Here is a 26,653-nt window from a genome sequence, read left to right as displayed (position 1 = left end):
ATGGAAACATTGGCAACCCAGATGTGAGCGCGGTCGCACCTCGGTACGAATCCTCTTGCGCCCGAGGCCGAATCAGGACCGGTACAGCGAGCGGTACGCGGTGATCATCGCGACGCAGTGGTCGATGATCTCGTCGCGGGTGGCACGCAGCGACCCGTTGAGCCACGCGGAGAACATGCCCGCGTTGCCACTGGCCATGGTCACCGCCGCGAGTCTGCGTTTGACCGGATCGTCGATGTGGGAGAACAGGTGGTCCTGCATGAGCCGGGTGAAGACCGGCATCACCGAGATGGTGGTCTGGCCGAGGCCGGTGCTGGAGTACGGCTCCACCAGGAACAGCCGGGACTTGCGCGGGTCGGCGAGCACCTTGTCCACCAGGATCCGCGCGAGCTCACGGTCGCGCGAGGGCTCGTCGGCCGCCGCGAACGCGGTCATCGGCTCCAGGAACTCCTCGGCCACCTGCCGGTAGAGCACATCGAGCAGCTCGTCGCGGCTGGTGAAGCTCTCGTAGAAGTACCGGTCGGTGAGGTTGGCTCGGCGACAGACTGCGCGCATGGTCACCCCGCTGGCGCCCGCCTCGCCGATCAGATCGAGCGCGGCCTCGAGTAGCGCGCTGCGGCGGGCCTCTCTGCGTTCGGTGAGGGTCGTGCCGCCCCAGATCCGCGGGCCCGCGTCGTCGTCTGATTCCTGGCCTGATTGCACCGCACCAGACTAGTGCCTGGTCGGCGGCGAGCCCGCCGACCCGCACCGCCCGACTTCGGGTCTGGGCCCTGTGTCGAAGTCCGCTCCGGCGCCTCCGGGGGCTGGATCCGGCCGGACTTCGACACAGGGCCCAGCCGAAATGGATTCGGCGCGCGGGTCGCCGGGCCCGCCGGTGGCGCGTCGGTCAGGGCAGGACGACGCAGACGGGGCCGAGGTTCACCCCGTTGCCGACCGCGGCTGCGGTCGAGACGAACGCTCCCGAATTGTGCACCGCGTAGACGGTGTGGTTGCCGGGGACCAGCGGCGTCCACCGCGCGGTCACCGTGCCGGAGGCGGGCACGGTGATCCAGCCGCCGGGATCGAAGGTGCCGGTGGCGTCGAAGAAGCCGATGACGTCACCGGGTGTCGCGGTGGCCGTGGCGATATAGCTGCAGTTGGTGCCGAACGCGGTGGAGCTGCCGAAGCTCAGGCCGGGCGCCACGCCGACAGCGGTGACGGCGGCGGGCGCGGCGGGTGCGGTGAGCACCAGGGCGGCGGTCATGGCACCGAAGGAGGTCAGTGCGGCGGCGACGGATTTCTTCGACCGGTACATGCGGAATCTTCTCTCTCGGGCGTGCAATGGCGACGGCGCGGGCATCCGCGCTCTCGAGTAGTCTCCGCGCGTCGCGAAACAGACACGCCCGTAATGGCCGGATGTCTCGCGCGCGTCACCCGCCACTCTCCAGCGGCAGGCCCGCGTCGCGCCAGGCGACGATGCCGCCGGCCAGGCTGCTCGCGTCGTATCCGGCCTTGGCGGCTCGGGTGGCGAAGCGCAGCGACAGCTCGCCGACCGGGCAGACGAACACGACCGGGCGCGAGCGGGGGAACGGGACGCCATGGGCGAACATCTCGTCCAGTTGATCGTCGCGGATATTGAGCGCGCCGGGCACATGCCCGATCCGGTAGGCCATCGCGCCGCGGGTGTCCACGATGGTCGGCTTGCCGGTGCGCTCCAACTCGGCCAGCTCGTGCGGCGTCAAGGTCGGCGTGGCGGCCTGCTCGGCCGCGCTCGGGGATGGTCGGCGCTCGGCGCGGTCGAACAGCTCCGGCCTGCGCTTCTTGATATAGGACAGGTACGGTTCCAGCCGGTCGCAGACGATGAACACCGCGACGATCGGCCCGTCCGGCCGTTGTTCCGAAATGTCCGGTACCGCAAGGGCTTCCAGCGCGGCGGCGTAACTCGCGCCGCTGGTCGGCCCGGCCAGGATGCCGTAGCCGGTGGCCAGTCGCAGGGCGGCGTCCACCGCGACGCCGGACTCCACGGTCACGATGTCGTCGTAGAAGTCGGGCTGGAACAGGCCGACATCCCACATCTCGCTCTCCGAGCGGATCCCGGGAATGAAGTCGGCGCGGTCGGAAACCACTGCCACGGTGCGCAATTCGGGGTTGTGCTTGCGCAGGTAGGTCGCGGTGCCCCTGGTCGACCCGGTCGTGCCGAGCCCGCCGATCAGATAGTCGACCCGGTTGATGCCGTCGGCGGCCAGGTCTTCGTGGATCTCCCGCCCGGTCCCGAGGTGGTGCGCCTCGATGTTCTTCTCGTTGGTGTATTGCGAGGCGTGATAGTAGGCGTCGGGCTGCTGCGCCATCGTCGCCTCGATCACCGAGTACACATCGTTCGGTGTGGTCGGGTCGGGGCACTCGGACAGGCCGGGCAGCTCGACGATCTCGGTCCCCAACAGCTGCAACAGTTCTCGTACCTCGGCGACCTTGATCCGGTTGGTCACCGCGCGCAAGCCGATGCCGTGCATCGCGCCGAGCACCCGCAGCGCCTTCGCGGTATTGCCACTCGACGCCTCGATGAAGCTCTGCCCGCTCGCCCGGATGGCGTCGAGCTCGTCGCGGATCATGCCCCAGGCCACCCGATCCTTGACCGAGCCGAAGGGGTTGTGCGACTCCAGCTTCGCGTACAACTCGACGTTACGCAGTCCGTGCACGGCGGGATCGAGCCGCAGCAGGGGAGTGTTGCCGATGAGTTCGGCGATGTGGTCGTAGCGCATCAGGGCGCCTCGGTGGGTCGTCGCGGCACCGGCGGTCGCCACGGCGCACGCGGCGGGGTGTGTCGCTGCGGCGGCGCGACCGAGCGGTGCGGTTCGTAGTCGGCGTCGCGGTACACCTGGAAGCTGCCCGCCCGGTGCGCCACCGCCAGTTTGATCGGCGGCGGCCGCATCGACGCCGTCGCCGCGGACAGGTCCATGTGGTAGGCGGCGGTATTGGGGAACACCACCAGATCGCCGGAGCGCGGCCGCTCCGGCAGCCATACCTTGTGATTGGTGATCAGGTCCCGCTCCAGGCAGAGTCGGCCCGCGAAATACACACCGACAGGCCCGGTTTCGGTCACCGGATGCAGGCTGGGCGCGGTGTCGCCCGCGCCACGGGTCGGCACCACCGCGCCGTCGGGCGGCAGCGGCGGGGACGGCCGGTGCGCGGTGCTCGGCAGGACGATCGGATCCACCATCACCTCCTGGTCGGCCGGGGTCACCGCGTCGCGACTGAGATCGACATTGACCAGCACGCTGCCGTCGGCGAGCTCCTTGACGAAGTCGACCCTGGCGACCGTGACGCCCGCGTGGTCGAGCAGCGCTTTGCCCGGCTCCAGCCACACCTCGAGCAGATTGTCCGAGGCGACCTCGGCGACGGTGCGTCCGCCGTGGCGCTCCAGCGGGGCGGTGAGCAGATCGTCGAGCATGGTGGTGGCCGCAACGGTGTTGGCGTATTTGTGGAAGACCGGAGTTCCGTGCACCGCGCCATTGGCGACGTGGTAACCGAACGTGTTGCTGCCCCAGCTCATCGGCGCACCGCGGCCGACCAGCGATTCGCGCAGCGCGCGCACATAGCCGTCGAACCGATCGGCGTCCTCGGTGAAGACCTGCCGGAATCCGCCGCCGATATTCAGCACGGTCGGCGACAGCCCGTAACCGTAGGCCCGTTCGATCAGCGCCAGGCACGCGTCGATCGCGCGGACCCGTTCGCCGACCTCGCCGGAGTCCAGATGAAAGGCGAAGCCGAGCAGGTTGATTCGGCTGCGGTGCGCCGAGAGCACATCGAACGCGCGCTGGATATGGGCGAGCGGCACCCCGAAACGGCTGACCTGGCCCGCGTCGAAGCCGGAAACCCGCAGCAGCACCGGCACTTCGGCGCGGTCACCGGCCAGCTCCGCGATGCGCCGGAGCTCCCACAGATTATCCACATTGATCGTGACGCCGCAGTCGATCAGATCACGCAGGAACACTTCGCCTTTCGGCCCGGTCACCTCGATCCGCATCGGACCGAATCCGCCGCCGATCGCGCTCGCCAGCTCCTGCGGGGAGGCGACATCGATGCAGATCCCGGCGTGCTCGGCCGTGCGGACGAAGGCGCGCGACTGATTGGCCTTGTGCGCGTAGCAGATTCGATGCCGCGACAGCGCACGGTCGAGCACCTCGCGGAACTGCCGCACGTTCTCCGCGTAGACCTGTGGAAACACCAGGTGTACCGGCGCGCCGAACCGGATCAGAGTCTCCGCCACCGCGTCCGGGGTATCGAGGAAGGCGCGCACCAGCGGATGAAGCTTCGCGGGTAGCGCCGGTAGCGGTGCCGTCATACCGCGGTTTCCGACGGCTCGGCGGCCCTGGCACCCTCCGCCGCCCGCTCCGGCTTCTCCGCGACCGGGTTGTAGCCGCCGTCCCGGATGGCCTCGAAGGCCCTGGCCCGGTTGCGCGGACTACGGAATTCGGCGATCACCCGCTTGCTGATCAGATCGATCTCGACCACCCGGATGTCCATCGACTCCAGCACCCCGCCGATGGTCCGGACACAGTGCTTACAGGTCATGTCCGGCACATAGAACACCTGGTCTTCGGCGGTGGCGGCGCGATCGGCGGTGTCCTCGTCCAGCGCGGCGCTCACCTCGACGAGCTCGCATCGGGCGACGGCCTTGCTGAATACCGTGACGAACTGATCGACCACCACCGGCAGGACGGTGTAGTGCCCGCCGCCCAGGTGATGCGGCATCGCGGCCAGGCAGGCGGGCCGGGTTCCCGCGGGCAGCAGCGCGTACTGGCGCGAGATGAGGTCGAGGTCGTCGTGGTATTTGGCCAGCGCCGCCGGGATGCTGAGCCCCTCGACGTGGGTGGCCCGCCGCATGACGGTGTGCGCGTCGGCGATCGTCGCGTCCTTCATCGCCCGCAATGTCGCGACGGTCTCGGCGGAGTAGCGCACCGTGCCGTCCGGCTGCGCGATGAGGGTCACCGGGATCATCCCGCGCCGATAGGTCGAGGCCTGCAACTCCCAGTACCAGCGGGTGGCGACGGCCGAGAAGAGGCCGGATTCCCGCATGCCCATGGCGAGTTCGACGGCGCTGCGATACGGCGTCTGCCTGGCCAGGAGGGCATGCTGGGCCAGCGCCCGCCCGGCAGCCTCGACGCCGACCCGGAAGATATCCATCGGCTCGTGATCGGTGGTGGTGCCGTCGAGGACCGCGTGCTCGCGCGGGCCGAGCGCGGAGACGCGTGCGGCGAACGCGGTATTGGCGTCCAACGCGTGCCACAGCGCCAGCACGGTCTCGCGCATGGCGATCGGTACCAGCGGGCCGAGGCCGTCGGCGCGGTAGTGACCGGTGTTCGGGATGCCGTCGCTGTCGGTCCAGGTGATGCGGTGGGTGGCGCTGGTGACCTGATACGGCCGGCACGGCCGCATGAACCGCTCCAGGTACAACCGCTGCGAGTAGGTCAGGTGACTGTTCGGCTCGGTATGCAGTGCCGTGCAGGTGAATTCGAACCTGCGCCGATCGGGGACGGCCACCGGCGTCGCGAACAGCCCCGGCTGTGCCAGCTCGGCGAGCACCCGGGACGCGGCGCGCCGGTCGTAGCGCGGGGTGTCCATTGTCATCTGACCTCCTCGGCAATCGTCATGACGCACTTGGTGAATCGGTCGATCTCGTCGGCGGTGTTGTAGATATGGGTGCTGACTCGCACCGAGTCGTCGGACCGCGCGCCGTCGGCGGCCGTGCAGTGCAGGCCGGTGCGCACCAGGAAACCCAGTTCGCTCAGCACGAAGCCGAGGTCGGTCGCGGTGATCCCGTCGAGGGTGAACGAGACGATGCCGTAGCCGACCGAGGATGCCGTATAGGCAGGCCCCGGCAGGAATTCGAGGCCCTCGATCGGCCGGAGGGTGTCGATGAGCCGCACGGTCAGCTCGCGATTGTGCGCCGCGATGGCGCCGATATCGAACGATTCCAGCACCTCGAGCGCGCTGCCGAACGCGAGAATGCCGGGGATATTGTGGGTACCGCCCTCGAGGAGCGCGGGCATCGCCGCTGGGACAAGCCCGGCCTCGCTCACCAGCACCCCCGAATTGCCGCCGGGCAGGAAGGGCACCAGCTTATCGTGGACTCGCCTGTGGCAGTAGAGGATTCCGGTTCCCGGTGCGCCGAACATCTTGTGCGCGGCGAAGATTGCGAAATCCGCCCCCAGCTCGGTCACATCGACCGGCACGTGCCCGCCGCTCTGGCTGCAGTCGACGCACAGCAGAATCTCGGGGTCCAGTTTGCCGCGCAAGGGCGCCAGCGTCGTCAGCCCGCCGTACACGTGGTGCAGGTGGCTGGTGGTGATCAGCCGGGTGCGCGGGGTGACCTTGGCCAGGATGTCGGCGGTGTCCGCCTCGCCACCGGCGGTCACCCGGTACGGGATCAGCTCGATCCGACGCCCGAAGCGTGCGAGCAGCCCGCGCAGGTGATGCCACGGGTGTACGTTCGACGCGTGATCGGCTGGGCTGTAGAGGATTTCGTCGCCGTCCTCCAAGACGGCCAGGCCCCAGGAGAGGGTGACGGCGTTGAGTGCCGCGGTGGCGCCGGCGGTGAAGACCACCTCGTCCGGGTGCTCGGCGCCGATGAAGGCCGCGGTGCGGTCCCGGATCCTGCTCAGGCGAGTGGTGAGGCTGGTCGCCCACGGGTACGTGCCGCGCCCGGCGTTGGCGGTGCGTGAGCTGTGATAGCGGTGAATGGTCTCGATGACCGGCAGCGGCTTCTGCGTGGTCGCGGCGCTGTCCAGATAGATCTCGGTGGAGTCGGCGAGTGCGGGAAAGAGCTTGCGGATGTCGGCGGGGGCCTGCGCCGCCGACGACGATAGTCGCCCGGCCGCTGCCCGCGCGAAATGCGGCCGCGAGGCATGGGATCGCAACGTGACGCTCCCTCCGCAAAACCGCTTCACAAGGTGCGTTGGACGCCACCAACGATACGCACTTTTGGTAGGTCTTCGAAGGATTCTCATGGGCAACGGGTTTCACCTACTAGGGTGGAGCCATGGCTTTGACCTTGAAAGAGCGTCAAGAGTTCCTCGCACAGCCGCACGTGGCGGCCCTGTCGGTGGCAGGTGGTCCCGACCGGGGCCCGCTGTCGGTGCCCATCTGGTATCAATACGAGCCCGGCGGCGAGCCGTGGGTGATGACCGGGGCCGATTCGCGGAAATTGCGGCTGATCCAGGAGGCCGGCCGGTTCACACTGCTGGTGCAACGGATAGAACCGACTACTCGGTATGTTGCGGTGGAGGGTCCGGTCGCCAAGATCATCCCGCTCACCGAGGAGCTGCATCTCGAGATGGTGCACCGCTACCTGACCGGCGATGCCGTCGACAACTACCTGAAGCAGGCGGAGGGCTTCGGCGATCAGGTTGTGGTGTACCTGCGGCCCGAGCACTGGCTGTCCGCCGACCTCGGCGGCGTGTGAGCCGGTCGGCTCAGTACTTGCCCTGGAGGTACTCGACCAGGTGCTGACGCTCGGTGGTCAGTTCGGAGATCGCGCTCTTCACCACATCACCGATGCTGACAATGCCGACCAGTCTGCCCTGGTCGATCACCGGCAGGTGCCGAATTCGATGCTCTGTCATCGTATTTCGTAGTCCGTCGACGCGGTCGTCGGGAGCGCAGCTGCGCACGTCGGTGGTCATGATCTCCGACACCGGGGTATCGAGCAGCTCCGCGCCGCGCGCGTGCAGGTTGCGCACCACGTCGCGTTCGGAGATGATCCCGACGATCCCTTCGCCGTCACGTGACACGACAACCGCACCGATATTGTGCTCGGCCAGCGTGGCCAGCAGGCTTCGAATTGTCGTGTCGGGTGCGACCATTGCCACGTCGCTACCTTTTCTGCGCAAGATCTCGGCTATTCGCATACTGTCACCCATCCAGATGTCTGCGGCAGTTTCAGGATCCCAAGTTCGGGCGCTGGTGACCAGCACGAATCAGTTACGGGGTCACGGACTGGTCACAGGCGGCGGGTGACGCTGCGGTCCAGATCGCGGGCGAGCAGCGCGATGGCGGCCTGCGAAATCCCGGCCGAGGTGGCGAGATCAATGGTGGTGAGCTGTGCGATGCGGCGTAGTCGGTAGTCGACGGTATTGGGGTGCACGTAGAGCTGACGTGCGGTGAGCTGCCGGTTCATATCGTTGCCGAGATAGGCGCGCATGGTCTCGAACAGCTCGGCGTGCGCTTCCAGCGGGTCGAGGATGGTGGCGATCCGCCGGGTCGCCGGGCCGCCGCGGGTGAGTTGGTACTCCACCGCCAGATCGGCCATGTGATAAAGGCCAGGGGGCTTGCCACCCACCCGAACCAGATTGAGCAGTTCGTGCGCCTGGTCCGCGGATTCGGGGATCTCGTCGGTGTCGCAGGCGACGACGGTCGCGGTGAGCGGAACCTCGGCGGCCTCGGCCAGTTGCGCGAGAGTCTCGGCGGTGAGCGGGGTTTCGCCGTCGTCGACCGGGATGAGCATGGTGCCGCCCTTGGTGCTGAGCAACGCCAGCGCCCGGGAGGCGAACACGGTGGCCAAGGCCGATTGCAGCCTGCGTAGTTTGCGTCGGGCCGCGACGTTCGCGTCGACCCGCGGGTCGCGTTCGTCGGGGTGTTCCGAAAGCGACAGCGCCACTACCTGATACGCGTCGGCGATCGGGATGCCCGCCTGTCTGGCGAGGGCCGAGCTGCCGCGCCCGCTGAGCAGCGCCGAGGCCAGGGTCTGGGCGGCGGTCTGGTGTTCCTTGGCGACCAGATGCTGTTCGTCGACGTAGGCGTCGGCGACCGCGGCGGTGACGGCGGCGAGTAGCTCGAGCATGAGGTCGGTGGCGACCAGCAGTTCGTTGACGTCATCGGCTCTGGCCGGCGCGGTGACCAGGCCGAACGCGATGCGCACGCCTTCGTGGTAGCCGCGCAGAATGGTGCTGAGCGGGACGCCTTCGCGGGCCCACTGGGCGGCGGCCTCACGCACCTCGCCGAACTGTTCATCGCCGGGAACGGTGCGCCGGTCGAACATTTCGGCCACCAATCCCAAACAGGATCGGGTCAGTTTGGTGACGTCACCGCGCAATTGCTCGCCGGGTAGCGTGCGGCACGGCGCCATGCAGGTGGCGAAGTAACCCACCATCCGCGAGGCGACGCGGTCGGTGTTCTGCAGTGGCACCGAAGCCAACTGGCCACCGATTTCGAGCGCCGATTCCGGCGAATCGGGGGATAGATGCAGCGCGGAGAAGGTCATTCGGGTCGCTCCATTGCCACGTCGGGCGTAATAGAACTGTGCCCGAATCGTTCGGCTCACTATACGAAAGGGTCCTGCGCGTGGGAAGTTATCAGCGAGATCCCTTGGGAGCCTACGGCATTATGCGGTGACCCGTTCGTGACATACCACTACTGGCGAAACATCCACGCGGAAAGACGTTATGCTCCGTGGAATGTTCGGCCGGGTGGATTAGTCGACGCGTTCGAACATCGATCGGTGCCAAAGGATTCGAGCGACTACTCGTCGTCGAGACCGGCGGAGAGGTAGGCGGCCGCGGCCAGCCACTGCCTGCACTGCGGGCCGTGGACCTCATGGGCGGCCAAGATATCTCGCGCCTGCCGATAGGTGAGGCCGGGTGGTTCGACAGTGCAGTCGGATACCGGAACCGGAGCGGGACATTGCCGCAAAGTCTCGACGCCGGTGCCGATGACGGCAACCCGGCGGGGAGTCCGGAATGGCTGGCTCATTCGACCGCCCCTCGCGTGTGGCGTGTGGGGAGTTGCTGTGTAGGCGCCGCCGGCTCGAACTCCCTGCGTACCTCCCCGATATGGGTACGAGTCTATGCCTGCGTCGCTTACAGATGCAAGTACATTTGCACGGACGCCGTCGATGAACAGGAGCCGAAATCGGACGGAACGGCGGCCCTTATCGACCGCCGTTATCGTCGTCGACAAGGCTAGGGTTTGCGGGCTACCGCGCAGTAGGCAGAGATCGGCCTGGTCAGAGCCGTCTCGGAGCTGTCGGGGCGCCACTGCGTGATCGGAACGAAGCCTGGCTCAACGAGTTCCAGTCCGTCGAAGAGTCGGCGGAGCTGTTCCTTGGGGCGCGGCACGTACGGCGCGCCGCCGGTGCTGGTGTAGTTGTTGCAGAGCTGCACGAAATCGGCGCTGTCGTCGGTACCGTCCCACAGAACGAGGTAGCTGCCCGATGGCACGGCCGCCAGCACTGTCCGCACGATGCGAGACGCGTCGGCGTAGGACTCGGCGTGGCCGAGCACGCCCATGAACATGACACCGATCGGCTTGTCGAAGTTCAAGATGTTGCGGGCGTCGGCGACGATGCGCTCGGGATCGTTGTAGTCGGCTTCTATATAGGTGGTCACGCCTTCCGGGGTCGTGTTGGTCAATAGGGCCCTTGACTGAACGAGCACCATCGGATCGTTGTCTATGTAAACGACTTTCGACGCCGCGGCGATGCCCTGGGCGACCTCGTGGGTGTTCTGCATGGTCGGCAGGCCGGTGCCGATGTCGAGGAACTGGCGCAGGCCCGCCGCGCCGGTGAGGTAGCCGACCGTGCGGATCAGGAACTGGCGCGACTGCACCGCCATGGTGACGATCTCGGGGTCGACGCCGATGTCGGCGTCGCCGGCGATCCTGTCGATTTCGTAATAGTCCTTGCCACCCATCCAGTAGTTCCAGATGCGCGCCGAGTGCGGGATGTCGGTCCGGATCACGGGGCTGTTGTCCGTGTGTGGCATGGATTGGGCTCCTCAGAAGCGCCGGTGCGGCACCGGTTGCTGGTGTGCGCCGGGGTGGTGTCGCGATTGACTGAAACATCCGATCTGCCCTGCGACAGTACAAGATTCAACTCTCTGGATGGTCGCGATCAACTGTCTGAGCAGGGCGTTCTCGAGGCGAAACATCGGCACGTCAGAACCCGGACCGGATGGTCCGAATTAGTAGGCGCGCGGCGGCGAACTTCGTGCTATCGTCCAAACTGTTGGTGCAAATGCAAGAACGTTTGAGCGTGCATCTGCACGAACTGATCAGCCGAAAATTGGCGTAACCGAGGAGTGGGGAACATGTCGGATACATCCACCAACAAGATCACTGGCTCGTGGCGAAAGAGCACCTACAGCAATCCGAGCGGAAACTGCGTCGAAGTCGCCGAGGCGACCAACGGCCAGGTCGCCGTACGGAACTCCCGCGATCCCGAAGGCGGGGTGCTGTTCTACACCCGCCCGGAAATCGACGCGTTCGTGCGCGGCGCGAAGGCGGGGGAGTTCGACTATCTGACGAGTTGAGCGGTACCATTGGCGATCGGTGCGGTGTGTTTCGCGACAGGTGGTTGTGACACACCGTGGTCAACTTCGAGTATCGGAGACGAACTCAATGATCGCTGAACCCGACGACGACGGTCTGGTGCAACCCGTTGTAGCGGAACGTGGTCCGACGGTGCTGCGTATCGCACTGGGCGGCCAGTTGCGCAAGCTGCGGGAAGCCAAGGGCATCACCAGAGAAGCAGCAGGCGACGCCATTCGTGGTTCGCACGCGAAGATCAGTCGTCTCGAACTGGGCCGCACCGGTTTCAAGGAACGTGACATCAGGGACCTGCTGTCGCTGTACGGCGTCGACGACCCCGAAGAGCGGGAGCGGTTCCTCGAACTGGCCAGGCAGGCGAACGAGCCAGGATGGTGGCACCGCTACAGCGACCTGCTGCCCCAATGGTTCGGCACCTACCTGGGTCTCGAACAGGCGGCGAGCAAGATCCGCACCTATGAGGCGCATCTTGTTCCCGGACTACTGCAAACACCCGAATACGCCAGGGCGGTAGTGGCCCTCGGCTACGAAGATGCCGACACTGATCGGCGGGTTCAGGTACGGCAACGCAGGCAAGAGATTCTGCACCGCTCCGATCCGCCGATCGTGTGGGCGGTCATCGATGAGGCGGCGTTGCATCGGCCGGTCGGCGGTCCGCGGGTGCACCGCGAGCAGATGGAGCATCTGATCACACTGGCGGACCTCCCTAACGTCACGGTACAGGTGTTGCCGTACTCGGCAGGCGAACACGCCGCCGCGGGTAGCTCGTTCAGCATCCTGCGCTTCGCCGAGAGCGAGCTCCCCGACATCGTGTACTTGGAGCACCTCACCAGTGCCCTTTACCTGGACCGCAGACAAGACCTCGCACTGTATCTCTCGGTGATGGACCGACTGAGCGTGCAGGCCGAGCGGCCGGAGAAGTCGATAGAAATCCTAGCGAAGTACGCCGAGGGCTACGAAGGCTACGATCGCTGATCACCCCGGCGAGGGGACCATGCGGGCACACCCGAACAACAGCTATTCGTCGGCGATGCCCCATGATTCGAGACCAGTCGCCGTGGCCGCGCCCCGCGCCGGTCGGTCGCGGGGCGAGGCCACCTTGGGCGCACCGAAGCTCGATTCAGGAGCACCTGCCGCGCCGACGTCACGGCACCTCGCCAACTCCCCGAAGGCGAACAAGCCAAGGCGAACGCGCGGCGATCCAACACCGGCACCGGGCAACGCAGCGTCGGAAGCGCACCATCCGAAGCAGACACCGAGCAACTGGCCGCGGATGCCGAGCACCCGTGAATTTCACCAGCTACCAACAGGACACAACGGCCGCACCCACCCAGTGGGGCCACCGCCATGTCTCGCCCGCGCGGGTTGTCCGCGGCCAGTCGGATACCGCAGCGCGATTTATCGAGTAGGTGCGCTGCCATACCTCGTTCGCGAACGCCATCCGAGTGTGGCCGGACGTCATGGCGGCGGCTGGGCGGGCTGGGACTGTGCTGGCGGGCCTAGTCATTCGGCGTGGACAGTGGGCGACATGGCTTGGCCGCCTCGCAATTCGACTGGCGCGCTGGATATTCGGATGCGGGTGCGAGATACGCGGTAAAGTCGGCCGCTGAGTGATCGGGCGCAGGCGCCGGGTGCCGGGCCGCAGGCTCTGTGGAGGTCCAGACCCGGAGTGCCGCGTCATCAGCCGTTGGGAGGCTGGCAGTGCGGGCTCAACCGGCCGCGGGAGCCGGGCAATACGGTAGGGGCGCTCGGTATCGCGGCGGGCCCGCCGCGAGATTCGCCGGAGGTCTTGAGCCAGTGGGAAAGACTGTCGTGCAATTCGTTAGGGGCGCAAAGCAACTGGGCGATGAGGCTGGGCGCTGCGGCGGGCCAGTGGGGTGACGGAGCGCGAGCGCTGAGCGACTCGTCGCGGAGGCCGCGTGATTTGGCGGAGGTGCCGCGCAATGCGGCGCAGGTGCTGCGCGATCCGGCCGGGGTGCCGCGTAATCCGGCGGAGGTGCTGAGCGATCCGGCGGAGGTGCCGCGTGATTCAGCGGAGGTACAGGGTAGTCCGGCAGAGGCGCTGAGCGACTCGACTTGGCAGATAGCGAATCCAGGTCCGGTGCTGGGCAATCGGGCACGGGGTAGCTGGGCGCGGATGCTGGGCGACGAAGCGCGGGCGCTGATCGACGGGGCGGGGACGCTGCGTGTCTCGGCGGGGGTGCCGCGTGACTCGGCGGTGGCACGTAGGCCTTCGGCGGTGCGGTGCGACACTTCGGCGGCGCGGCGCGGTGCTTCGGCGTGGGAGCGCGGTGGTTCGGCGTCGAGGCCGGGTGCGCCGGTGGGCAGCTCGGATCGGCGTTGTGCCGTAATGCCTTGTGCCGCAAGCTCTGCGCCGGAGGGTAGATCATCGCCAGTGGAGCATGGTGGCTCAGCGCTTGCGGCACAAGGCAATTCGGTGTCCGCCGGACATCGAGCTGCCCGGAAGTGTTACTGCCTGATGAAGCTGGAGGCAATCCGCCAGAACGTCGCAGGCTGCAGTGTGTGGAAGTCCCAGTCGTCGACGACGTCGTGCGCCGTGCTGACGATCCGGTCGATGTCGAAATCATGTCGGGTGGCCGCACCCTTGGATTCGACGGCATCGATGACGAACGCGACGGCGGTTTCCCGCGAGTACGCGGTGTTCCTTTGGCCGCTACGGGCCGACGGTGTGCTCATGTGTGTACCGTTCGCTGGCTTGTCGACCAGAGCGGCGGCGGCTATTCCGAGCCGACCGCCGGCGGAAAGTGGTTGGTTCATTCGAACGCCCCTGACGTTTGGCGGCAGCGGACCCATGGCGACTTCGGCCTTCGGCTCGACCATGCGGCCTCCCCTGGTTGTCCCCTGTAAAGCGTTGCGCGACTGAGTTTAGGTCGCTGTGCCTTTCATATGCAAGTACATCTGCACGATCGATTTGCAAGCGCACGTGCGGGATTTGGCGTCTGCAAGTTTGCTGACACGCTGTCCCGATAAGACGATCAGTTGTCGAAAAGGACGTCTGTGCTGTAGTGAATCTGCGTGCCGGGTTCTACATACCGGTCGGCCGCTGCCCGCATGGCCAGAAAATGTTCGGTGAAGCGGTGCGCCTCGGCCGCTTCGTCATCGATATATAGCTGGTAGAGGAAGAATCGATGCGGATCGACGCGGTCGGCGCAGACATCGAAGCGCAGACAACCCGGCTCCTCGCGCAGGGCCGACACCGCGCTGCGGGAGATGGCGTCGAGGAAGTCGGCGCGCGATCCCTCCCGGATTTTCATGGACACGATGCGGCTGAACAAGTTTGCTCTCTCCTAACGAGAACGCGATGGTCAATCGGCAAGGGGGGCAGCATTTTCCGACACGCCGGGGTCGGCGAGCTCGGCTACCGCCCGGCTGATCGCCGTGTCGCCGGAGACGAGTTCGAGTGTCGCGCCCGCGGTGTGTGTCGCGGGCAGCAGCTCGGCCAGCACGGCGGCAACGTCGGCCCGGGGGATGTCGCCGCGCGGAACGCGGGGTGCGGCCAGGGTGACGAGTCCGGTACCCGCGGTATCGACGAGGCGCCCCGGCCGTAGGATCGTCCAGTCCAGAACGCGCTCGCGCAGGTCGTTTTCGGCCTGCGTCTTGGCATCGATGTAGGCGGCCCAGATGTCGTCGCTCCCGGGTGCGGGAGGTTGACCGGCGCCCATCGTGGAGATTTGCACGAAACGCCGTACGCCTGCCCGTTCGGCGGTGTCGGCCAGCCGGACAGAGCCGTCCCTGTCGACAGTGTACTTGCGTTCGGCGCTGCTGCCCGGTCCCGCGCCCGCCGCGAAAACCACTGCGTCCGAACCCTTCACGGTATCCATCAGATGTGCCGTCGCCGCCTGTTCCAGGTCGAGCACGGCGGGTTCGGCGCCGACGGCGGTCACGTCGGCCGCGTGATCGGGGTTGCGGATGAGCGCGACGACCTCGTCGCCGCGGCGGGTGAGCAGGTCGGCGAGGAGGAGGGCGATCTTTCCGTGTCCGCCTGCGATGACAATGCGCATTGGTCGGTCCTTCCGATCGGGGGCGGCGCCGGACTCAGCGTTCGGGGCCACCCGGGTTGCAGCGCGCATCGACGGTGGCCTGATAACCGACCGCCGGACGCCAGGGTTCCAAATTCCAACTCGTTTTGTTCGGCTCGACCAGTCGAGCCCAAATCCAATGGCAGATGAATTGATCACGCATGCCGGGCGTGTCCGCGTCCGGCGATTCCGTGCGTACTTCCTGCCAGGCGCGTTCATCGGTGCCCGGAAAAGTGGTCTGCCGGCCGGCCGTCGTCGGGTAGACGCGCAGTCGTGACCCGTCGACGGTCTCGGTCCACTCGACGTGATCGATCAGCGGCAGCCCCGCGTAGGGGTCGACGGTGGGTGTGGTCGATACCCGGGATGTGCCGGGTGCCATCGAGGCAGGGGGTAGGACTGCCGTGGCCGTCCGGGACGGCAGTGACGTGGCGGTCGTGACGGAAGGCGTGGTGGCCGACCGATCGGCGGGGGCGTCCGACCCGCAGGCTGTCGGCAGCAGTGCGGCACACAGCAGCACGGTCGTCCTGGCCTGACGGGCGATATCGGACCGCCGCGCCGCGCGAGCCGGCCGATTCGGGTGCCCCACTCCGGCTCCTTCCGCGTCGCGTTCGGGCCGTCGGTGATCCGGTCCCGCCCTCCGAGCCTAGCGACCGCCCGGTACCTCGGGCATCTGCGTCGACCGCGACGCCGCCGGGCCGCACCCCGGTGACCATCGGGCAAATGGCATGCTTCCCCCGGTGAGGCCACTGATTGTGGTGGCTTGCTCCTGGATGCCCGGATGGGGATAGTCGTTCGATGATGTGTACACGGATCATGGCGGGGGCGGCCGGGGTCGTGATCTCGGTGGGCCTCGCGTTCGCGACGCCCGCGGTGGCGGCAGTGGGTGAAGCACCGGGCACGGTGACGAATCTGGTGGAACTCACCGGGCGCTTCCGAGTGGACGGCGCGGCAACGGCGGAGCGGCTGACCTATTGGTCGCGCGGACCACGCGGGGCGATGCAGAGCACCGGGGTGGTGTACGTGCCCGAAGGCACGCCGCCACCGGGCGGCTGGCCGATCGTCGCCTACGCGCACGGGACGACCGGCATCGCCGATCACTGCGCGTTCACACTGGAACCCCGCGTGTATTACCTGGATACGCTGTACCCGGAACTGCTGCGGGCCGGATACGCGGTGATGGTCACCGACTACGTCGGCCTCGGCACCCCAGGCACCCACCCTTACCTGGACGGACCCTCACAGGCCCGCAGCGTGATCGACGGTGTCCGCGCCGCGCGGGCGGTCGCACCGACGCTGGGCACCGAGTGGGCGGTGTTCGGTCAATCGCAGGGCGCGCAAGCCGCTTTGTTCACCGCGTATCTCGCGCCCGCCGACGCACCGGAGCTGCAGCTGCGCGGCGCGGCCGCGACCGGCCCGCCGTCGAACCTCGAGTCGCTCATCCCGCTGGCCGGACCGTGGATTCCGCGGTTGCCGCTGGAGAAGACACCGGCGTACGTCGCCATGCTGCTGGCCGGATTGCGCGCGAGCGCACCGGAACTCGACGTCGACAGCTACCTGACCGAGACCGGCCAGGAGGCCTTGCGCGTGGTGGAGTCGGAGTGCATCACCGAGGCGAATGCCAGGCTGGCCGATGTCGCGATCGGTGCGATGCTGGCCAAGCCGCTCGACGATCCGGCGCTGTGGGCCGCCGCGCGGGCGATGATGCGGATACCGACCGCCGGGTACACGCTGCCGCTGTTCGTCGGGCAGGGCCTGACGGATATGGAGGTGCCGCCGCCGTTGACCGCCAAACTGCTTGCCGAGCTGCGCTTGTCGGGTACCGACCTGGAGACCCATTTCTATCCCGGTGATCATCTGGGTGCCGCGCGGGCGGCGCTGCCCGATGCGGTGGCCTTCCTGCATCGGGTATTGGATCCGGCCTAGCCGCGGTGTCCGAAACTGCACTCGATGCCGACTGGCGTGCGATGCCGGGCTGCGGAATGTGCTGAAACGCGGTGGCTTCCGCCGCATGCGCGGCGGAATCCCCTCAGCGCCAGAGCGATCGGCAGGGGAGTCGGCGTAATCCGGGGCGCACCATGCCGTCCACCGTCACCGTCAGTCCCGCGTGCACCGCCGCGGCGGTGAACTCCCAGGCCTCGGTGCTGCTGGCCGCGTACTCGAGGACCAGCGCGTCGTCGGGGGTCGGTCCGTCGAAGTAGACAGTGACGCGTCGGGTCGGCGCCTCGTCGATGTTCTCGCGGTAAGCGAGTCTGCGCACAGTGCCGTCCATGCCACCGTCTCCTTCCGGACCGGGCGCGGCAACCGCGCCGGTAATGTGAAGGTAAGGCCAGGCCATGGACCGGAACATGTTCCGCCTCGTTGGCTGGACATGTCACAGGACCGCCGCGCGATGGTGGGGTCGTGTCACGAGCGAATGCGGACAACCATCACAGACCGGTCGCTCCAAACTTGTGAGATCTCAACATGATCTGCGCCCTATCTGCCGCTTGTCGGCGAAATTGCCGAGGATGAGTCACAACGTTGGACCCATTCGAGAGGCATCTATCGATGAGTCAGGCCCTACGTTCCATGGGCAGGGGAGCGACCCGTCACCGAGTGATCCGCGCGTTCGGCGCGATGGCCGTCGGGCTGGCGCTCGTCGCCACGACGGCCGGACCGGGCACCGGCTCCCCGTTGTATCCCGCACCCGACCCCGACCCCTTCTATTCGACCCCGGCCGATATCGCGGACAAGAAGCCCGGCGATGTCCTCGCGACCAGGGTGATGCCGCCACTGTTGATCTTCCCGGACACCACGGTGACGGTCGTGCGGTTCCGTTCCACCAGCTCCGAGGGCAAGCCGATCGCGGCGACCACCACCGTGCTCACGCCGCGCGCGCACGTCGAGGACGGGCCGCTGCTGTCGTTCCAGCACATCATCAACGGACTCGGCGCCGAATGCTCGGTCTCCAAGGTCCTCTACACCGCCGACCCGAACCTGGTCGTCCGCGAGGCGCCGGGCTGGAACGTGCTGTTGCAACGCGGCTGGACGGTGGCGCTGCCCGATCACCTCGGCCCGAATTTCGCCTACGGCGCCGCGAAGTTGGGCGGCCAGATCACCCTCGACGGCATCCGCGCGGTCAAGCAGGTGGCCGAACTGAAGGTGCGGCAGAGCCCCGTTTCGATGGTCGGCTACTCCGGCGGCGGCATGGCAACGGCCTGGGCGGCCGCGCTCGCCCCGAAGTACGCGCCCGACCTGGATATCGCGGGTGCGGCGATGGGCGGCGTGCCGATGAACCTGGTGAAGATGCTGGAGGGCCTCGGTCTCGGCGCGCATCCGGTGTTCGGGCTCGCGCTGGCCGCCGGTCTCGGCCTGGAACGCGAATATCCCGAGCGCTTCCCGCTCAGCGAGCAACTGAACGAGCGTGGCCTCGCGGCCCGCGCGAAGATGGCCAACAGCTGCACCAACGACATCCTCTCCGCGGGCGCGGGCAAGGGCGCGCTGGACTTCGCGAAGTCGACGTCGATGATCAACGACAGCGCTGCCCGCGCCGTGGTGGAGGAGAACAGCCTCGAGCTCTACGACGGTGTGCCGAAAACACCGGTCTTCGAGTGGCATTCGCCGATCGACGGGCTGATCCCGATCGACGCGGTGGTGAACACCGCCAAGCGCTGGTGTGCCGCCGGGGCGGCGGTGCAGTCCGAACAGATCCCGGTGCCCGACCATCTCACCGCGGCGGTGCTCGGCATCCCGTCGGCGCTGAACTGGCTCGACGCCCGATTCCGAGGGGAGCCCGCACCCAACAACTGCTGAAACACGCGCAACACCGAGGGTGAACCCGACTCGCCACGAGCGGCATTCGCCTCGGTTGTTGCGGTTCGGCCACGTGTCACCGACAACTCGGTCGTTTCGGCGCGGCGCAGCGCGTCCGGCGGGTTAGCCTGACTGTCTGGTACAACAGGGCCTTTCGGGGGCGCACGTCGCATCTCCCTGCGCGCCAGGTGAACCCGACATCCGCACCCAAAGGCGTGTGCCATGAGATGCTTACCCGCCATTGCCGTGGCACTGCTGCTCGTCTGCCCGACCACACTGGGGCAGGCGACGGCCGAGCCGTTGCCCGTGCCACCCGGCCTGCCCGCGTTGCCGTTGCCCCCGCTCCCGGAGTTCCCCGGGCTGTTCCCGCCACCGCCGGACGGTGGTTCACTGCTGCCCGGCGTGCAGAAGCTGATCGATCAGGTCATCCCGCCGCCGCCGATCGCGCCCGCCCCCGAGTCGTCCACGCCCGGCTGGCAGGCCAGCAGCTTGGGGCCGTCGGTGGTCGCCCTGCGCGACGCGTCGATGCCCGCGAACGTCGGTGATCCGATGTTCGATGCCTGGCCCGCTGACCTGGCGGAGCTGGCCGCGGGACAGATCATCGAGGTCAGGGACATCACCGCGACGGCAGCCCCGCTGATGGTGCTGCCGATCCAGCGCGCGCAGCTGCTCAAGTACCGCACCACCGACGCGCACGGCGCGCCGTCCTTCGCCACCGCGACCCTGGTGGTGCCGAGCGCGGCCTGGCCGGGGCAGGGTCCTCGACCGGTGGTGGTCAACAATCTGCCGATCGACGCGCTGGGCCGCAGTTGCACGCCCGGCTACACGCTGGCGCACGGTTTGCACCCCGACACCAGCATCACCGATTTCATCCCGCCGACCAGCTACGTCGCGGCAGTGCGCGGCTACGCGGTGCTCATCCCGGACCACGAGGGCCCGCGGATGGCCTACGCCGAGCCGTTCGTCGCGGGGCACGCGGTGCTCGACGGCGTCCGCGCGGTGCGCGGCCTGCTTCCGGACGAGTTCGGTGCGAGCAAGTTCGGCATGGCGGGCTACTCCGGCGGCGCCATCGCCACGCACGGCGCGGTGAAGTTGATCGACGGGTACGCACCGGAATTGGCGGGCGTCATCGTCGGCGCGGCGCTGGGCGGCGTGCCCGCGGACTACGAGATCCTGGCGCGCAGCATGAACGGCAACCTGGCCTCGGCGATCTTCATGGGCGCGGTGTTCGGCATCGGCCGGGAGCGCCCGGAGATCCTCGCGCGCATGAACAATCTGGCGCAGTGGGTGGCGACCTCGCCGGTGAAGAACCTCTGCGGCAGCACCTTCGGCGCGATCGGTGTGCTCATGCTGCCGATCGATATCGCCGCCAATATCCCCGACCCGCTGCACTCCGAGGTCGCGTCCGAGATCTACCGGGTGACCAGGATGGAAGATATGAAGTCGGGCACGCCGCTGTATATCTACAACGGCGAGCAGGAATTCTGGATCCCGGCCGAAGGCGCGCGCAATCTCTATCTCGAGCAATGCGGGCTCGGCGTTCCCTCGGTGTATCGCAGTGTGCTCGGCGAGCACATCATTGCCGGCGGGCTCGGTTATCCGGAGGCGATGCTGTGGCTCGATGATCGGCTGCAGGGAGTGCCCGCACCGAATGAGTGCTGATGATTTGCCGAACCCCGGCGTGTCGTCAAGCCCACTGAATTATTGCGGTTAGCGTTTGCCGCGTTTGTCGCGATCTATGACCGATCAGAACCCCTTCCCGATGTCGGTCGGGCGACGCCCGGACTTGCCTCCCGCGCGATGCGACTCTGTCGTGTTTCGGTATTGTGGGCCGGTCCGGGCGGGCTCGACGCCCGGATTTTTCGAAAGAGGCAGATGAACGACATCACGACCACCGCGTCCGAACAGGCCATGGCTTTGGTGGGGCGGCACTACCGGATGACCGAGCACTACGAAGTAGGGCGCGAGAAGATCCGGGAATTCGCCCGTGCCGTGCACGAGCGGCATCCGGCGCACTGGCACGAAGCGGCCGCCGCGGAGCTCGGCTACGACGCCCTGATCGCACCGCTGACCTTCACCTCGATCGTGCTGATGTTGATGCAGCGCAAGATGTTCGAGTCGGTACTCACCGCCTACGACATCGGCCAGGTGCTGCAGACCGAACAGTCCATCGAGGTGCACCGCCCGGTGCTGTCCGGCGACCAGCTGCACTGCGTCTCCTACATCGAGTCGTTCCGGCAGTTCGGCGACAAAGACTTCATGGTGACCAAGAACGTGCTCACCAATCAGCACAAGGAGCTGCTGCAGATCGCGACCTCGACCGCCGTCGCGCAGACCGGCGTGGAGATCGCCACCGAGCTGCGTTCCGCGGTCGACGGCGTCATCATGACCGGCCAGTCGACCGCCGACCGGCACGACGCCGCCGCGCAGCGGGCCACGCTCGGCGAGGAGGCGGGTGTGGTCGAGTGCTTCGACGAGCCCGTGCGCACCGACCCGATCGACCGCGAGCGGACCCCACGCACCGTGCCGAGTTTCGACGAACTCTCCGTCGGCATGGAGCTGCCCGTGCGGTCGATGCCGCTGTCGCGCGGTGATCTGGTGAATTACGCAGGGGTGTCCGGTGATTCGAATCCGATCCACTTCAGCGACACCGTCGCACGCAGCGCGGGCCTGCCGGACGTGGTGTCGCACGGGCTGCTGACGATGGGTCTCGGCGCGGGTTATCTGACCTCGTGGCTCGGCGATCCCGCCGCGGTCACCAGCTACGGCGTGCGATTCGCCGGATTCGCGCCGGTCGCGGCGACCACAGCGAGTGCCATCGAGTTCCGCGGCAAGATCAAGTCGCTCGACCCGCAGCGGCGGACCGCGACCGTCGCCCTCACCGCGACCTGCGACGGCCGCAAGCTGTTCGGTCGCGCGACGGCGGACGTCGCGCTGCGCTGATCTCGCGCTCCGGCTTCGCTGTATCGAGGGCCGGGTGCCGGGCACAGGGTCTTTCGTCAGTAGAAACAGACAAGCTTCGCATGGCAGACTCGATCTATGCGTCCTTCGGAGGTGCGTCAGTCGGTTGATTCCCCGCTGATCAGCGGGGCAGTTCCGGCGGGCGCACCGACCGTGCTGCGCATGATGCTCGGCAGCAGGCTGCGCAAACTCCGTGAGGCCTGCGGGATGAGCCGCGAAGACGCGGGCGAAGCCATTCGCGGCTCGCACTCGAAGATCAGCCGGTTGGAGCTCGGCCGCACCGGGTTCCGGGTGCGGGACCTGACCGACCTGCTCGACCTCTACGGCGTCACCGACCCGACCGAGCGCGAGGAATTCCTGGAGCTGGCGCGGCAGGGCAATCAGTCGGGCTGGTGGCACCGCGACAACGACTGGTTACCCAGGTGGTACGACACGTACCTGGGCCTGGAGCAGGCGGCCACGCTGGTCCGCGCCTATGAACCGCGCGCGGTGCCCGAACTGCTGCAGACTCCGGAGTACGCCCGCGCGCTGCTGTCGCTGGCCCACTCGGGCGAACCCCAGCCCGATATCGAACGCCGCGTCGCGCTGCGGATGCGCCGCCAGGAGATTCTGGACCGTCCGCACCCGCCGCAGCTGTGGGTGATCGTGGAGGAAGCGGCGCTGCGCAGGCCGATCGGCGGTTCCGCCGTGTGGAACGCCCAGATCAATCATCTGCTGAAGGTCGTCGAGAAACGCAACGTCACCGTCCAGGTGCTGGCCGACCATGTCGGCGGACCCGCGCTGGCCGACGGTGCGTTCACCATGCTCCGCTTCGCCGAGGCCGACCTGCCCGACATCGTCTATCTGCAGCAGCTCACCAGCGCGCTGTACCTGGACAAGCAGGCCGACGTGGACGCGTATCGCGCGGTGGCCAACCAACTCTCGGTGCATGCCGCGCCGCCGGAGTACACCGTCTCGCTGCTGGAGGCGCTGCGCCGCCGTCAGCCGCCGATCCTCGATCAGCCGGCCGGCAACCGCCGCGTCTGACGGCATTCTGTCACGTGATTCCGCTCGGCCGAAGTGGATTCGGCTCGGCTCGATTGGGCACCCGATACTCGAAAAGACTGGACGTTCGCGCTCTGTAGCGCGCTCGGCCGGGGTCGGTCCGGGGTGACCGGCGAAGCCGAGTCTTCGCAGGGCGCGAAGTATTGTCCCAATGGGACAATAAGGTGGTAGAGTGGCATTATGAGCGACACCGGTGTCGATCTCGATGGCCGCAGGCTGCGGACCAGACGCAGCCGGGAAGCGCTGTCGCGTGCGGCCTTCGAGCTGCTCACCGAGCGGGGGCTCGGCGCGGTGGCCGTCGAGGACATCGCGGCGCGGGCCGGAGTCACCCGGCGCACCTTCAGTCGGCATTTCACGTCCATCGCGGAGGCGATCCTCGGCGAGGTCGACCAAGACGTTCACCTGTTCAACGAGGCGCTCTGCCGCCGACCGGCGCACGAATCACCGCTGGTGGCCTACCGCAACGCCGTGCACGATTGGTTCGACGCCGAGTACGGCGGCGAACGGGCCGCGCTGCTGGCCAGGCGGTGGGCGCTGTTCCAGCGCTTCGAGGACGAACCCGAACTTTTCGCCGGATATCAGCGCATCCGCATCGAAGGTCAGCGAGAATCGGTGCGGATCATCGCCGCCCGGCTCGGCGTCGACCCGGAGCGGGACCTGCGCCCGGCCACCGCGGTGGCCGCGGGTGCCGGCCTGCTGATCTCGGCCTTGCAGACCTGGGCCGCCGGGGACGATCCGAGCGGACTACCCGACCTCATCGAGGGATATTTCGACACACTCGTCGCACTCACCACCGAATTCCGGACCGAGGAGTCACCATCATGACCACAGGGTCGGTGAATATGTATCGCAGGACGTGCCGTCGCGTCGGACTGGATCGAAATCCCATGCGCCGCAGAGAAGACCGCATGCAAACTCTGGCCGGGGTGGCGCTGGCGCTGGTGTTCCTGATACTCGTTCCGGTGCTGGTGATGTCGGTGGGCGCACGGGTCTATCACACCGAAACCGCTGTGGTGCAGGCGAAAACGGCGCAGTTGCAGCGGATCGAGGCCACGGTGACCGAGACCGGCAAGGCGCCGCTGTACGCGCCGATCATGCCTGCCAAGGTCCGGTGGACCGATGCCGACGGCGTGGTGCACAACGAGGATTACCAATCGACCACCGTCGTGCAACCCGGTCAGGCCGTGACCATTTGGCGCAACAGCGCGGGCAAGATCGTCGAACCGCCGTCGCCGAGCCAGGCGCTGAGCAAGGCGGTGCTGTTCACCACCGGCGCCGTGCTCGGCACCATGGCCGTGGCGGCGGGGTGCTACTTCGCGCTGCGCGGCAGCCTCGACCGCAGGCGGCTGCGGAGGTGGGAGATGGAGTGGGCGGCAACGGATCTGCGCTGGGGCAGCCACAGCTGAGGCGAGTACGCCTCCGGTCGCGTTGTGCCACAACGCGACCGGACGCGCTCGACTAGACCGGCAAGAGGCTGTGCTTGCGCGGATTCGCCTTGGCGGTGTTCTTGTCGCGCAGCAACCGCAGGGCCTTGCGAATCTCCAGGCGCGTCTGCGACGGTTCGATGACCGCGTCGATGTAGCCGCGTTCGGCGGCGATCCACGGCGTGGCCATGGTGGCGTTGTAGAAATCGATCATCTGCTGGCGTACCGTCGCGCGCTGATCGACCGGGGCGGCGTCGAGCTGCCTGCGGCCGACGATGCCGACCATGCTCTCGGCGCCCATCACCGCGATCCGGGCGGTCGGCCAGGCGAGGCTGATATCGGCGCCGAGCTGCTTGCAGCCCATCACCGCGTAGCCGCCGCCGTAGGCCTTGCGGGTCACCACCGTCACAATCGGCACGGTCGCCTCGATGACCGCGCGGAAGAAGCGGCCGCCGCGCTTGATCACGCCACTGCGCTCCTCTTCGATGCCCGGCAGCACGCCGGGGGTGTCGACCACGAAGACGAGGGGCAGTCCGTAGGCGTCGCAGAGCCGGATGAAATGAGTGGCCTTGTCCGAGCACTGCGCGTCGAGCGCGCCGCCGAGCACCTGCGGCTGGTTGGCGACGACGCCGACGCTGCGGCCGTCGACCCTGGCGAAACCGGTGATGAGGTTCTGTGCGGTGGCCGCGCCCATCTCGTGGAAGTCGCCGTCGTCGAAGATCCGGACGAGGATCTCGTGCATGTCGTAGCCGACCTTGTCCGAGTCCGGGATGATCGAGTTCAGTTCCAGGTCATGGCTGGTCAGCTCCGGCTCCAGGCCGGGATTCACCACCGGCGGCAGCTCCAGGCAGCTCGACGGCAGGAAGCTCAGGTAGTTGCGCACCCAGTCGAAGGCGGCCTGCTCGTCGGGCGCGACATGGTGCACCGTGCCGTTGCGGGCCAGCGCCGCGGCGCCGCCGAGTTCGTCCGCGCTCACGTCGGCGCCGGTCACCTCCCTGGTGACCTCGGGGCCGGTGACGAACATGTACGACTTGTCGGTGGCGACCAGCACGTCCATATTCACCGGGCCGTACACCGAACCGGCCGCGCACTTGCCGAGCATGATGGCCACCTGCGGCACATAGCCGGACATGTCGCCCTGGCGACGGCACATCAGCGCGTACCAGGCGAGCGAGGTCACCGCGTCCTGGATGCGGGCGCCGCCGGAGTCGTTGATCGCCACCACCGGGCAGGCATTCTCGTAGGCGAACTCCATCGCGGTGGCGACCTTGCGGCCGAACATCTCGCCGACCGAGCCACCGTGCACGGTCTGGTCGTGCGCGATCACCACGACGGGCCTGCCGTCGATGCGGCCGCGGCCGGTCACCACGCCGTCGCCGTACATGGCGCCCGGTTGCGCCGTCTGGCGCATGAGCGCGCCGATCTCCACGAAGCTGCCGGGGTCGAGCAGCGCGCGCACCCGCTCGCGCGCGCTCGGGATGCCCTTGGTCTTGCGTTTCGCGATGCCGGTCTCGCCGGCGGGTTCCTCAGCGAGCTCCAGGATCCCCCGCAGCTCTTCCAGCTTCTCTCGCGTACCGGTCATAGGTAGTGTTTTGCCCTTCGAAACTCTGCAGCGTCGCCGTACGGGGGCGCAGCGCTCGATGCTATCCGTGGTGAGAGCTACTGCACAGTTCTTCGTCACATCCGATGGGACAGCTCACAGGTTTGGTCCGCCGGCTCCCGGTGTAGGGGACACCCCGCACGGCTTGCGGAGGGGCACGGTGTTTGTGCAAGTTACCAGTCTGCGTGGGCCGCGCCGATGACCGGTCCCGAGGTTCACCCGGATGTCTGTTCGAGGACCTTCCGGTGACGTTAAGGTGACGCCGACGCAGCGCCGGGATGCGCGGTCGGCGCTGCGTCACACATTCTTTGGTGGCGCGCGGCCGCGGTGCGGTGAAATACCCCCGGCAGACCGGATACCCGGTCGCCGCCGAAATCATGCTCGGATGGTCGTTTGACGTGCCGAAACTCACTCGGTGGCTTGTGAATTCGCCCAATGCGTGGCGAGATCACTGATGAGATCCCCGATTTCGCGCTCGTATCCCGATTTGATCA

General features: G+C 67.4%; 26 protein-coding genes. 10 read left to right on the top strand and 16 right to left on the bottom strand.

Annotation, left to right across the window (positions count from 1 at the left end; all coding sequences use genetic code 11):
• Positions 1-72 precede the first annotated feature (72 nt).
• The 6 genes from ACIHA7_RS11595 to ACIHA7_RS11570 all read right to left on the bottom strand — a co-directional run bounded on the left by ACIHA7_RS11595 (position 73) and on the right by ACIHA7_RS11570 (position 6,896).
• Complete coding sequence (locus ACIHA7_RS11595; RefSeq protein ID WP_397288263.1) at positions 73-702, bottom strand: TetR/AcrR family transcriptional regulator; 630 nt, start codon at positions 700-702, stop codon at positions 73-75.
• A 184-nt stretch (positions 703-886) separates the two neighbouring features.
• Positions 887-1,294: a hypothetical protein gene (locus ACIHA7_RS11590; RefSeq protein ID WP_397288261.1), complete on the bottom strand. Its 408-nt coding sequence runs from the start codon at positions 1,292-1,294 to the stop codon at positions 887-889.
• A gap of 115 nt (positions 1,295-1,409) precedes the next feature.
• Positions 1,410-2,738 carry a pyridoxal-phosphate dependent enzyme gene (locus ACIHA7_RS11585; protein ID WP_397288259.1) on the bottom strand — a complete coding sequence of 443 codons (1,329 nt, stop codon included), beginning with the start codon at positions 2,736-2,738 and terminating at the stop codon, positions 1,410-1,412.
• Positions 2,738-4,321: a decarboxylase gene (locus tag ACIHA7_RS11580; RefSeq protein WP_397288257.1), complete on the bottom strand. Its 1,584-nt coding sequence runs from the start codon at positions 4,319-4,321 to the stop codon at positions 2,738-2,740. The genes ACIHA7_RS11585 and ACIHA7_RS11580 overlap by 1 nt, the downstream gene beginning before the upstream one ends.
• Positions 4,318-5,607 (bottom strand): heavy-metal-associated domain-containing protein, encoded by a 1,290-nt coding sequence (locus tag ACIHA7_RS11575; protein WP_397288255.1) that lies wholly within the window; start codon positions 5,605-5,607, stop codon positions 4,318-4,320. The genes ACIHA7_RS11580 and ACIHA7_RS11575 overlap by 4 nt, the downstream gene beginning before the upstream one ends.
• Positions 5,604-6,896, bottom strand: coding sequence for an aminotransferase class V-fold PLP-dependent enzyme (locus tag ACIHA7_RS11570; RefSeq protein ID WP_397288253.1), 1,293 nt, complete (start codon positions 6,894-6,896; stop codon positions 5,604-5,606). The genes ACIHA7_RS11575 and ACIHA7_RS11570 overlap by 4 nt, the downstream gene beginning before the upstream one ends.
• Before the next feature lie 122 nt (positions 6,897-7,018).
• Between ACIHA7_RS11570 and ACIHA7_RS11565 the strand changes: the two genes are divergently transcribed.
• Entirely contained in the window at positions 7,019-7,441 is a 423-nt protein-coding gene (locus tag ACIHA7_RS11565) for a pyridoxamine 5'-phosphate oxidase family protein (RefSeq protein WP_397288251.1), read from the top strand.
• A gap of 10 nt (positions 7,442-7,451) precedes the next feature.
• On the opposite strand, the gene ACIHA7_RS11560 is transcribed toward ACIHA7_RS11565, so the two are convergent.
• The 4 genes from ACIHA7_RS11560 to ACIHA7_RS11545 all read right to left on the bottom strand — a co-directional run bounded on the left by ACIHA7_RS11560 (position 7,452) and on the right by ACIHA7_RS11545 (position 10,736).
• Entirely contained in the window at positions 7,452-7,886 is a 435-nt protein-coding gene (locus ACIHA7_RS11560) for a CBS domain-containing protein (RefSeq protein ID WP_397288726.1), read from the bottom strand.
• Positions 7,887-7,978: 92 nt separating this feature from the next.
• Positions 7,979-9,238: a PucR family transcriptional regulator gene (locus tag ACIHA7_RS11555; RefSeq protein WP_397288249.1), complete on the bottom strand. Its 1,260-nt coding sequence runs from the start codon at positions 9,236-9,238 to the stop codon at positions 7,979-7,981.
• 257 nt (positions 9,239-9,495) lie between these two features.
• Positions 9,496-9,726: a hypothetical protein gene (locus ACIHA7_RS11550; RefSeq protein ID WP_397288247.1), complete on the bottom strand. Its 231-nt coding sequence runs from the start codon at positions 9,724-9,726 to the stop codon at positions 9,496-9,498.
• Between the two features lie 209 nt (positions 9,727-9,935).
• Positions 9,936-10,736, bottom strand: a complete 801-nt coding sequence (locus tag ACIHA7_RS11545; RefSeq protein WP_397288245.1) for an SAM-dependent methyltransferase — start codon at positions 10,734-10,736, stop codon at positions 9,936-9,938.
• Between the two features lie 324 nt (positions 10,737-11,060).
• Here ACIHA7_RS11545 and ACIHA7_RS11540 point away from each other — a divergent pair, with 324 nt between their 5' ends.
• Complete coding sequence (locus ACIHA7_RS11540) at positions 11,061-11,282, top strand: DUF397 domain-containing protein (protein WP_107656514.1); 222 nt, start codon at positions 11,061-11,063, stop codon at positions 11,280-11,282.
• 88 nt (positions 11,283-11,370) lie between these two features.
• Positions 11,371-12,273, top strand: a complete 903-nt coding sequence (locus tag ACIHA7_RS11535; protein ID WP_397288242.1) for a helix-turn-helix domain-containing protein — start codon at positions 11,371-11,373, stop codon at positions 12,271-12,273.
• A gap of 1,494 nt (positions 12,274-13,767) precedes the next feature.
• Here ACIHA7_RS11535 and ACIHA7_RS11530 read toward each other — a convergent pair.
• The 4 genes from ACIHA7_RS11530 to ACIHA7_RS11515 all read right to left on the bottom strand — a co-directional run bounded on the left by ACIHA7_RS11530 (position 13,768) and on the right by ACIHA7_RS11515 (position 15,924).
• Positions 13,768-14,139, bottom strand: a complete 372-nt coding sequence (locus ACIHA7_RS11530; RefSeq protein ID WP_397288240.1) for a hypothetical protein — start codon at positions 14,137-14,139, stop codon at positions 13,768-13,770.
• A 155-nt stretch (positions 14,140-14,294) separates the two neighbouring features.
• Positions 14,295-14,573, bottom strand: a complete 279-nt coding sequence (locus ACIHA7_RS11525; RefSeq protein ID WP_397288238.1) for a putative quinol monooxygenase — start codon at positions 14,571-14,573, stop codon at positions 14,295-14,297.
• Between the two features lie 51 nt (positions 14,574-14,624).
• Complete coding sequence (locus tag ACIHA7_RS11520; RefSeq protein WP_397288236.1) at positions 14,625-15,320, bottom strand: SDR family oxidoreductase; 696 nt, start codon at positions 15,318-15,320, stop codon at positions 14,625-14,627.
• Positions 15,321-15,354: 34 nt separating this feature from the next.
• A complete protein-coding gene (locus tag ACIHA7_RS11515) occupies positions 15,355-15,924 on the bottom strand; it encodes a DUF2599 domain-containing protein (RefSeq protein WP_397288234.1) in 570 nt (189 codons plus the stop codon).
• Between the two features lie 209 nt (positions 15,925-16,133).
• Between ACIHA7_RS11515 and ACIHA7_RS11510 the strand changes: the two genes are divergently transcribed.
• Positions 16,134-17,261 carry a lipase family protein gene (locus tag ACIHA7_RS11510; RefSeq protein ID WP_397288232.1) on the top strand — a complete coding sequence of 376 codons (1,128 nt, stop codon included), beginning with the start codon at positions 16,134-16,136 and terminating at the stop codon, positions 17,259-17,261.
• Between the two features lie 103 nt (positions 17,262-17,364).
• Here the strand turns inward: ACIHA7_RS11510 and ACIHA7_RS11505 are convergent, their stop codons facing one another.
• Positions 17,365-17,607 carry a hypothetical protein gene (locus ACIHA7_RS11505; RefSeq protein WP_397288230.1) on the bottom strand — a complete coding sequence of 81 codons (243 nt, stop codon included), beginning with the start codon at positions 17,605-17,607 and terminating at the stop codon, positions 17,365-17,367.
• A 347-nt stretch (positions 17,608-17,954) separates the two neighbouring features.
• Here ACIHA7_RS11505 and ACIHA7_RS11500 point away from each other — a divergent pair, with 347 nt between their 5' ends.
• The 6 genes from ACIHA7_RS11500 to ACIHA7_RS11475 all read left to right on the top strand — a co-directional run bounded on the left by ACIHA7_RS11500 (position 17,955) and on the right by ACIHA7_RS11475 (position 24,541).
• Entirely contained in the window at positions 17,955-19,130 is a 1,176-nt protein-coding gene (locus ACIHA7_RS11500; protein ID WP_397288724.1) for a lipase family protein, read from the top strand.
• Between the two features lie 222 nt (positions 19,131-19,352).
• Positions 19,353-20,792, top strand: a complete 1,440-nt coding sequence (locus ACIHA7_RS11495) for a lipase family protein (RefSeq protein WP_397288228.1) — start codon at positions 19,353-19,355, stop codon at positions 20,790-20,792.
• A gap of 213 nt (positions 20,793-21,005) precedes the next feature.
• Positions 21,006-22,073, top strand: coding sequence for a fused (3R)-hydroxyacyl-ACP dehydratase subunits HadA/HadB (locus ACIHA7_RS11490; protein ID WP_397288226.1), 1,068 nt, complete (start codon positions 21,006-21,008; stop codon positions 22,071-22,073).
• Positions 22,074-22,169: 96 nt separating this feature from the next.
• Complete coding sequence (locus ACIHA7_RS11485; RefSeq protein ID WP_397288224.1) at positions 22,170-23,117, top strand: helix-turn-helix domain-containing protein; 948 nt, start codon at positions 22,170-22,172, stop codon at positions 23,115-23,117.
• Between the two features lie 198 nt (positions 23,118-23,315).
• Positions 23,316-23,960 (top strand): TetR/AcrR family transcriptional regulator, encoded by a 645-nt coding sequence (locus ACIHA7_RS11480; RefSeq protein WP_397288222.1) that lies wholly within the window; start codon positions 23,316-23,318, stop codon positions 23,958-23,960.
• Positions 23,961-24,043: 83 nt separating this feature from the next.
• Positions 24,044-24,541, top strand: coding sequence for a hypothetical protein (locus ACIHA7_RS11475; RefSeq protein WP_397288220.1), 498 nt, complete (start codon positions 24,044-24,046; stop codon positions 24,539-24,541).
• Between the two features lie 52 nt (positions 24,542-24,593).
• On the opposite strand, the gene ACIHA7_RS11470 is transcribed toward ACIHA7_RS11475, so the two are convergent.
• Positions 24,594-26,141 carry an acyl-CoA carboxylase subunit beta gene (locus tag ACIHA7_RS11470; protein WP_397288218.1) on the bottom strand — a complete coding sequence of 516 codons (1,548 nt, stop codon included), beginning with the start codon at positions 26,139-26,141 and terminating at the stop codon, positions 24,594-24,596.
• Positions 26,142-26,653: the final 512 nt, after the last annotated feature.

This window comes from Nocardia sp. NPDC052316 (assembly GCF_044547795.1).
In the GTDB taxonomy this organism is placed as follows: domain Bacteria; phylum Actinomycetota; class Actinomycetes; order Mycobacteriales; family Mycobacteriaceae; genus Nocardia.
The sequence above is the reverse complement of the archived record's forward strand: the minus strand, read 5'-3'. Positions and strand labels throughout refer to the sequence as shown.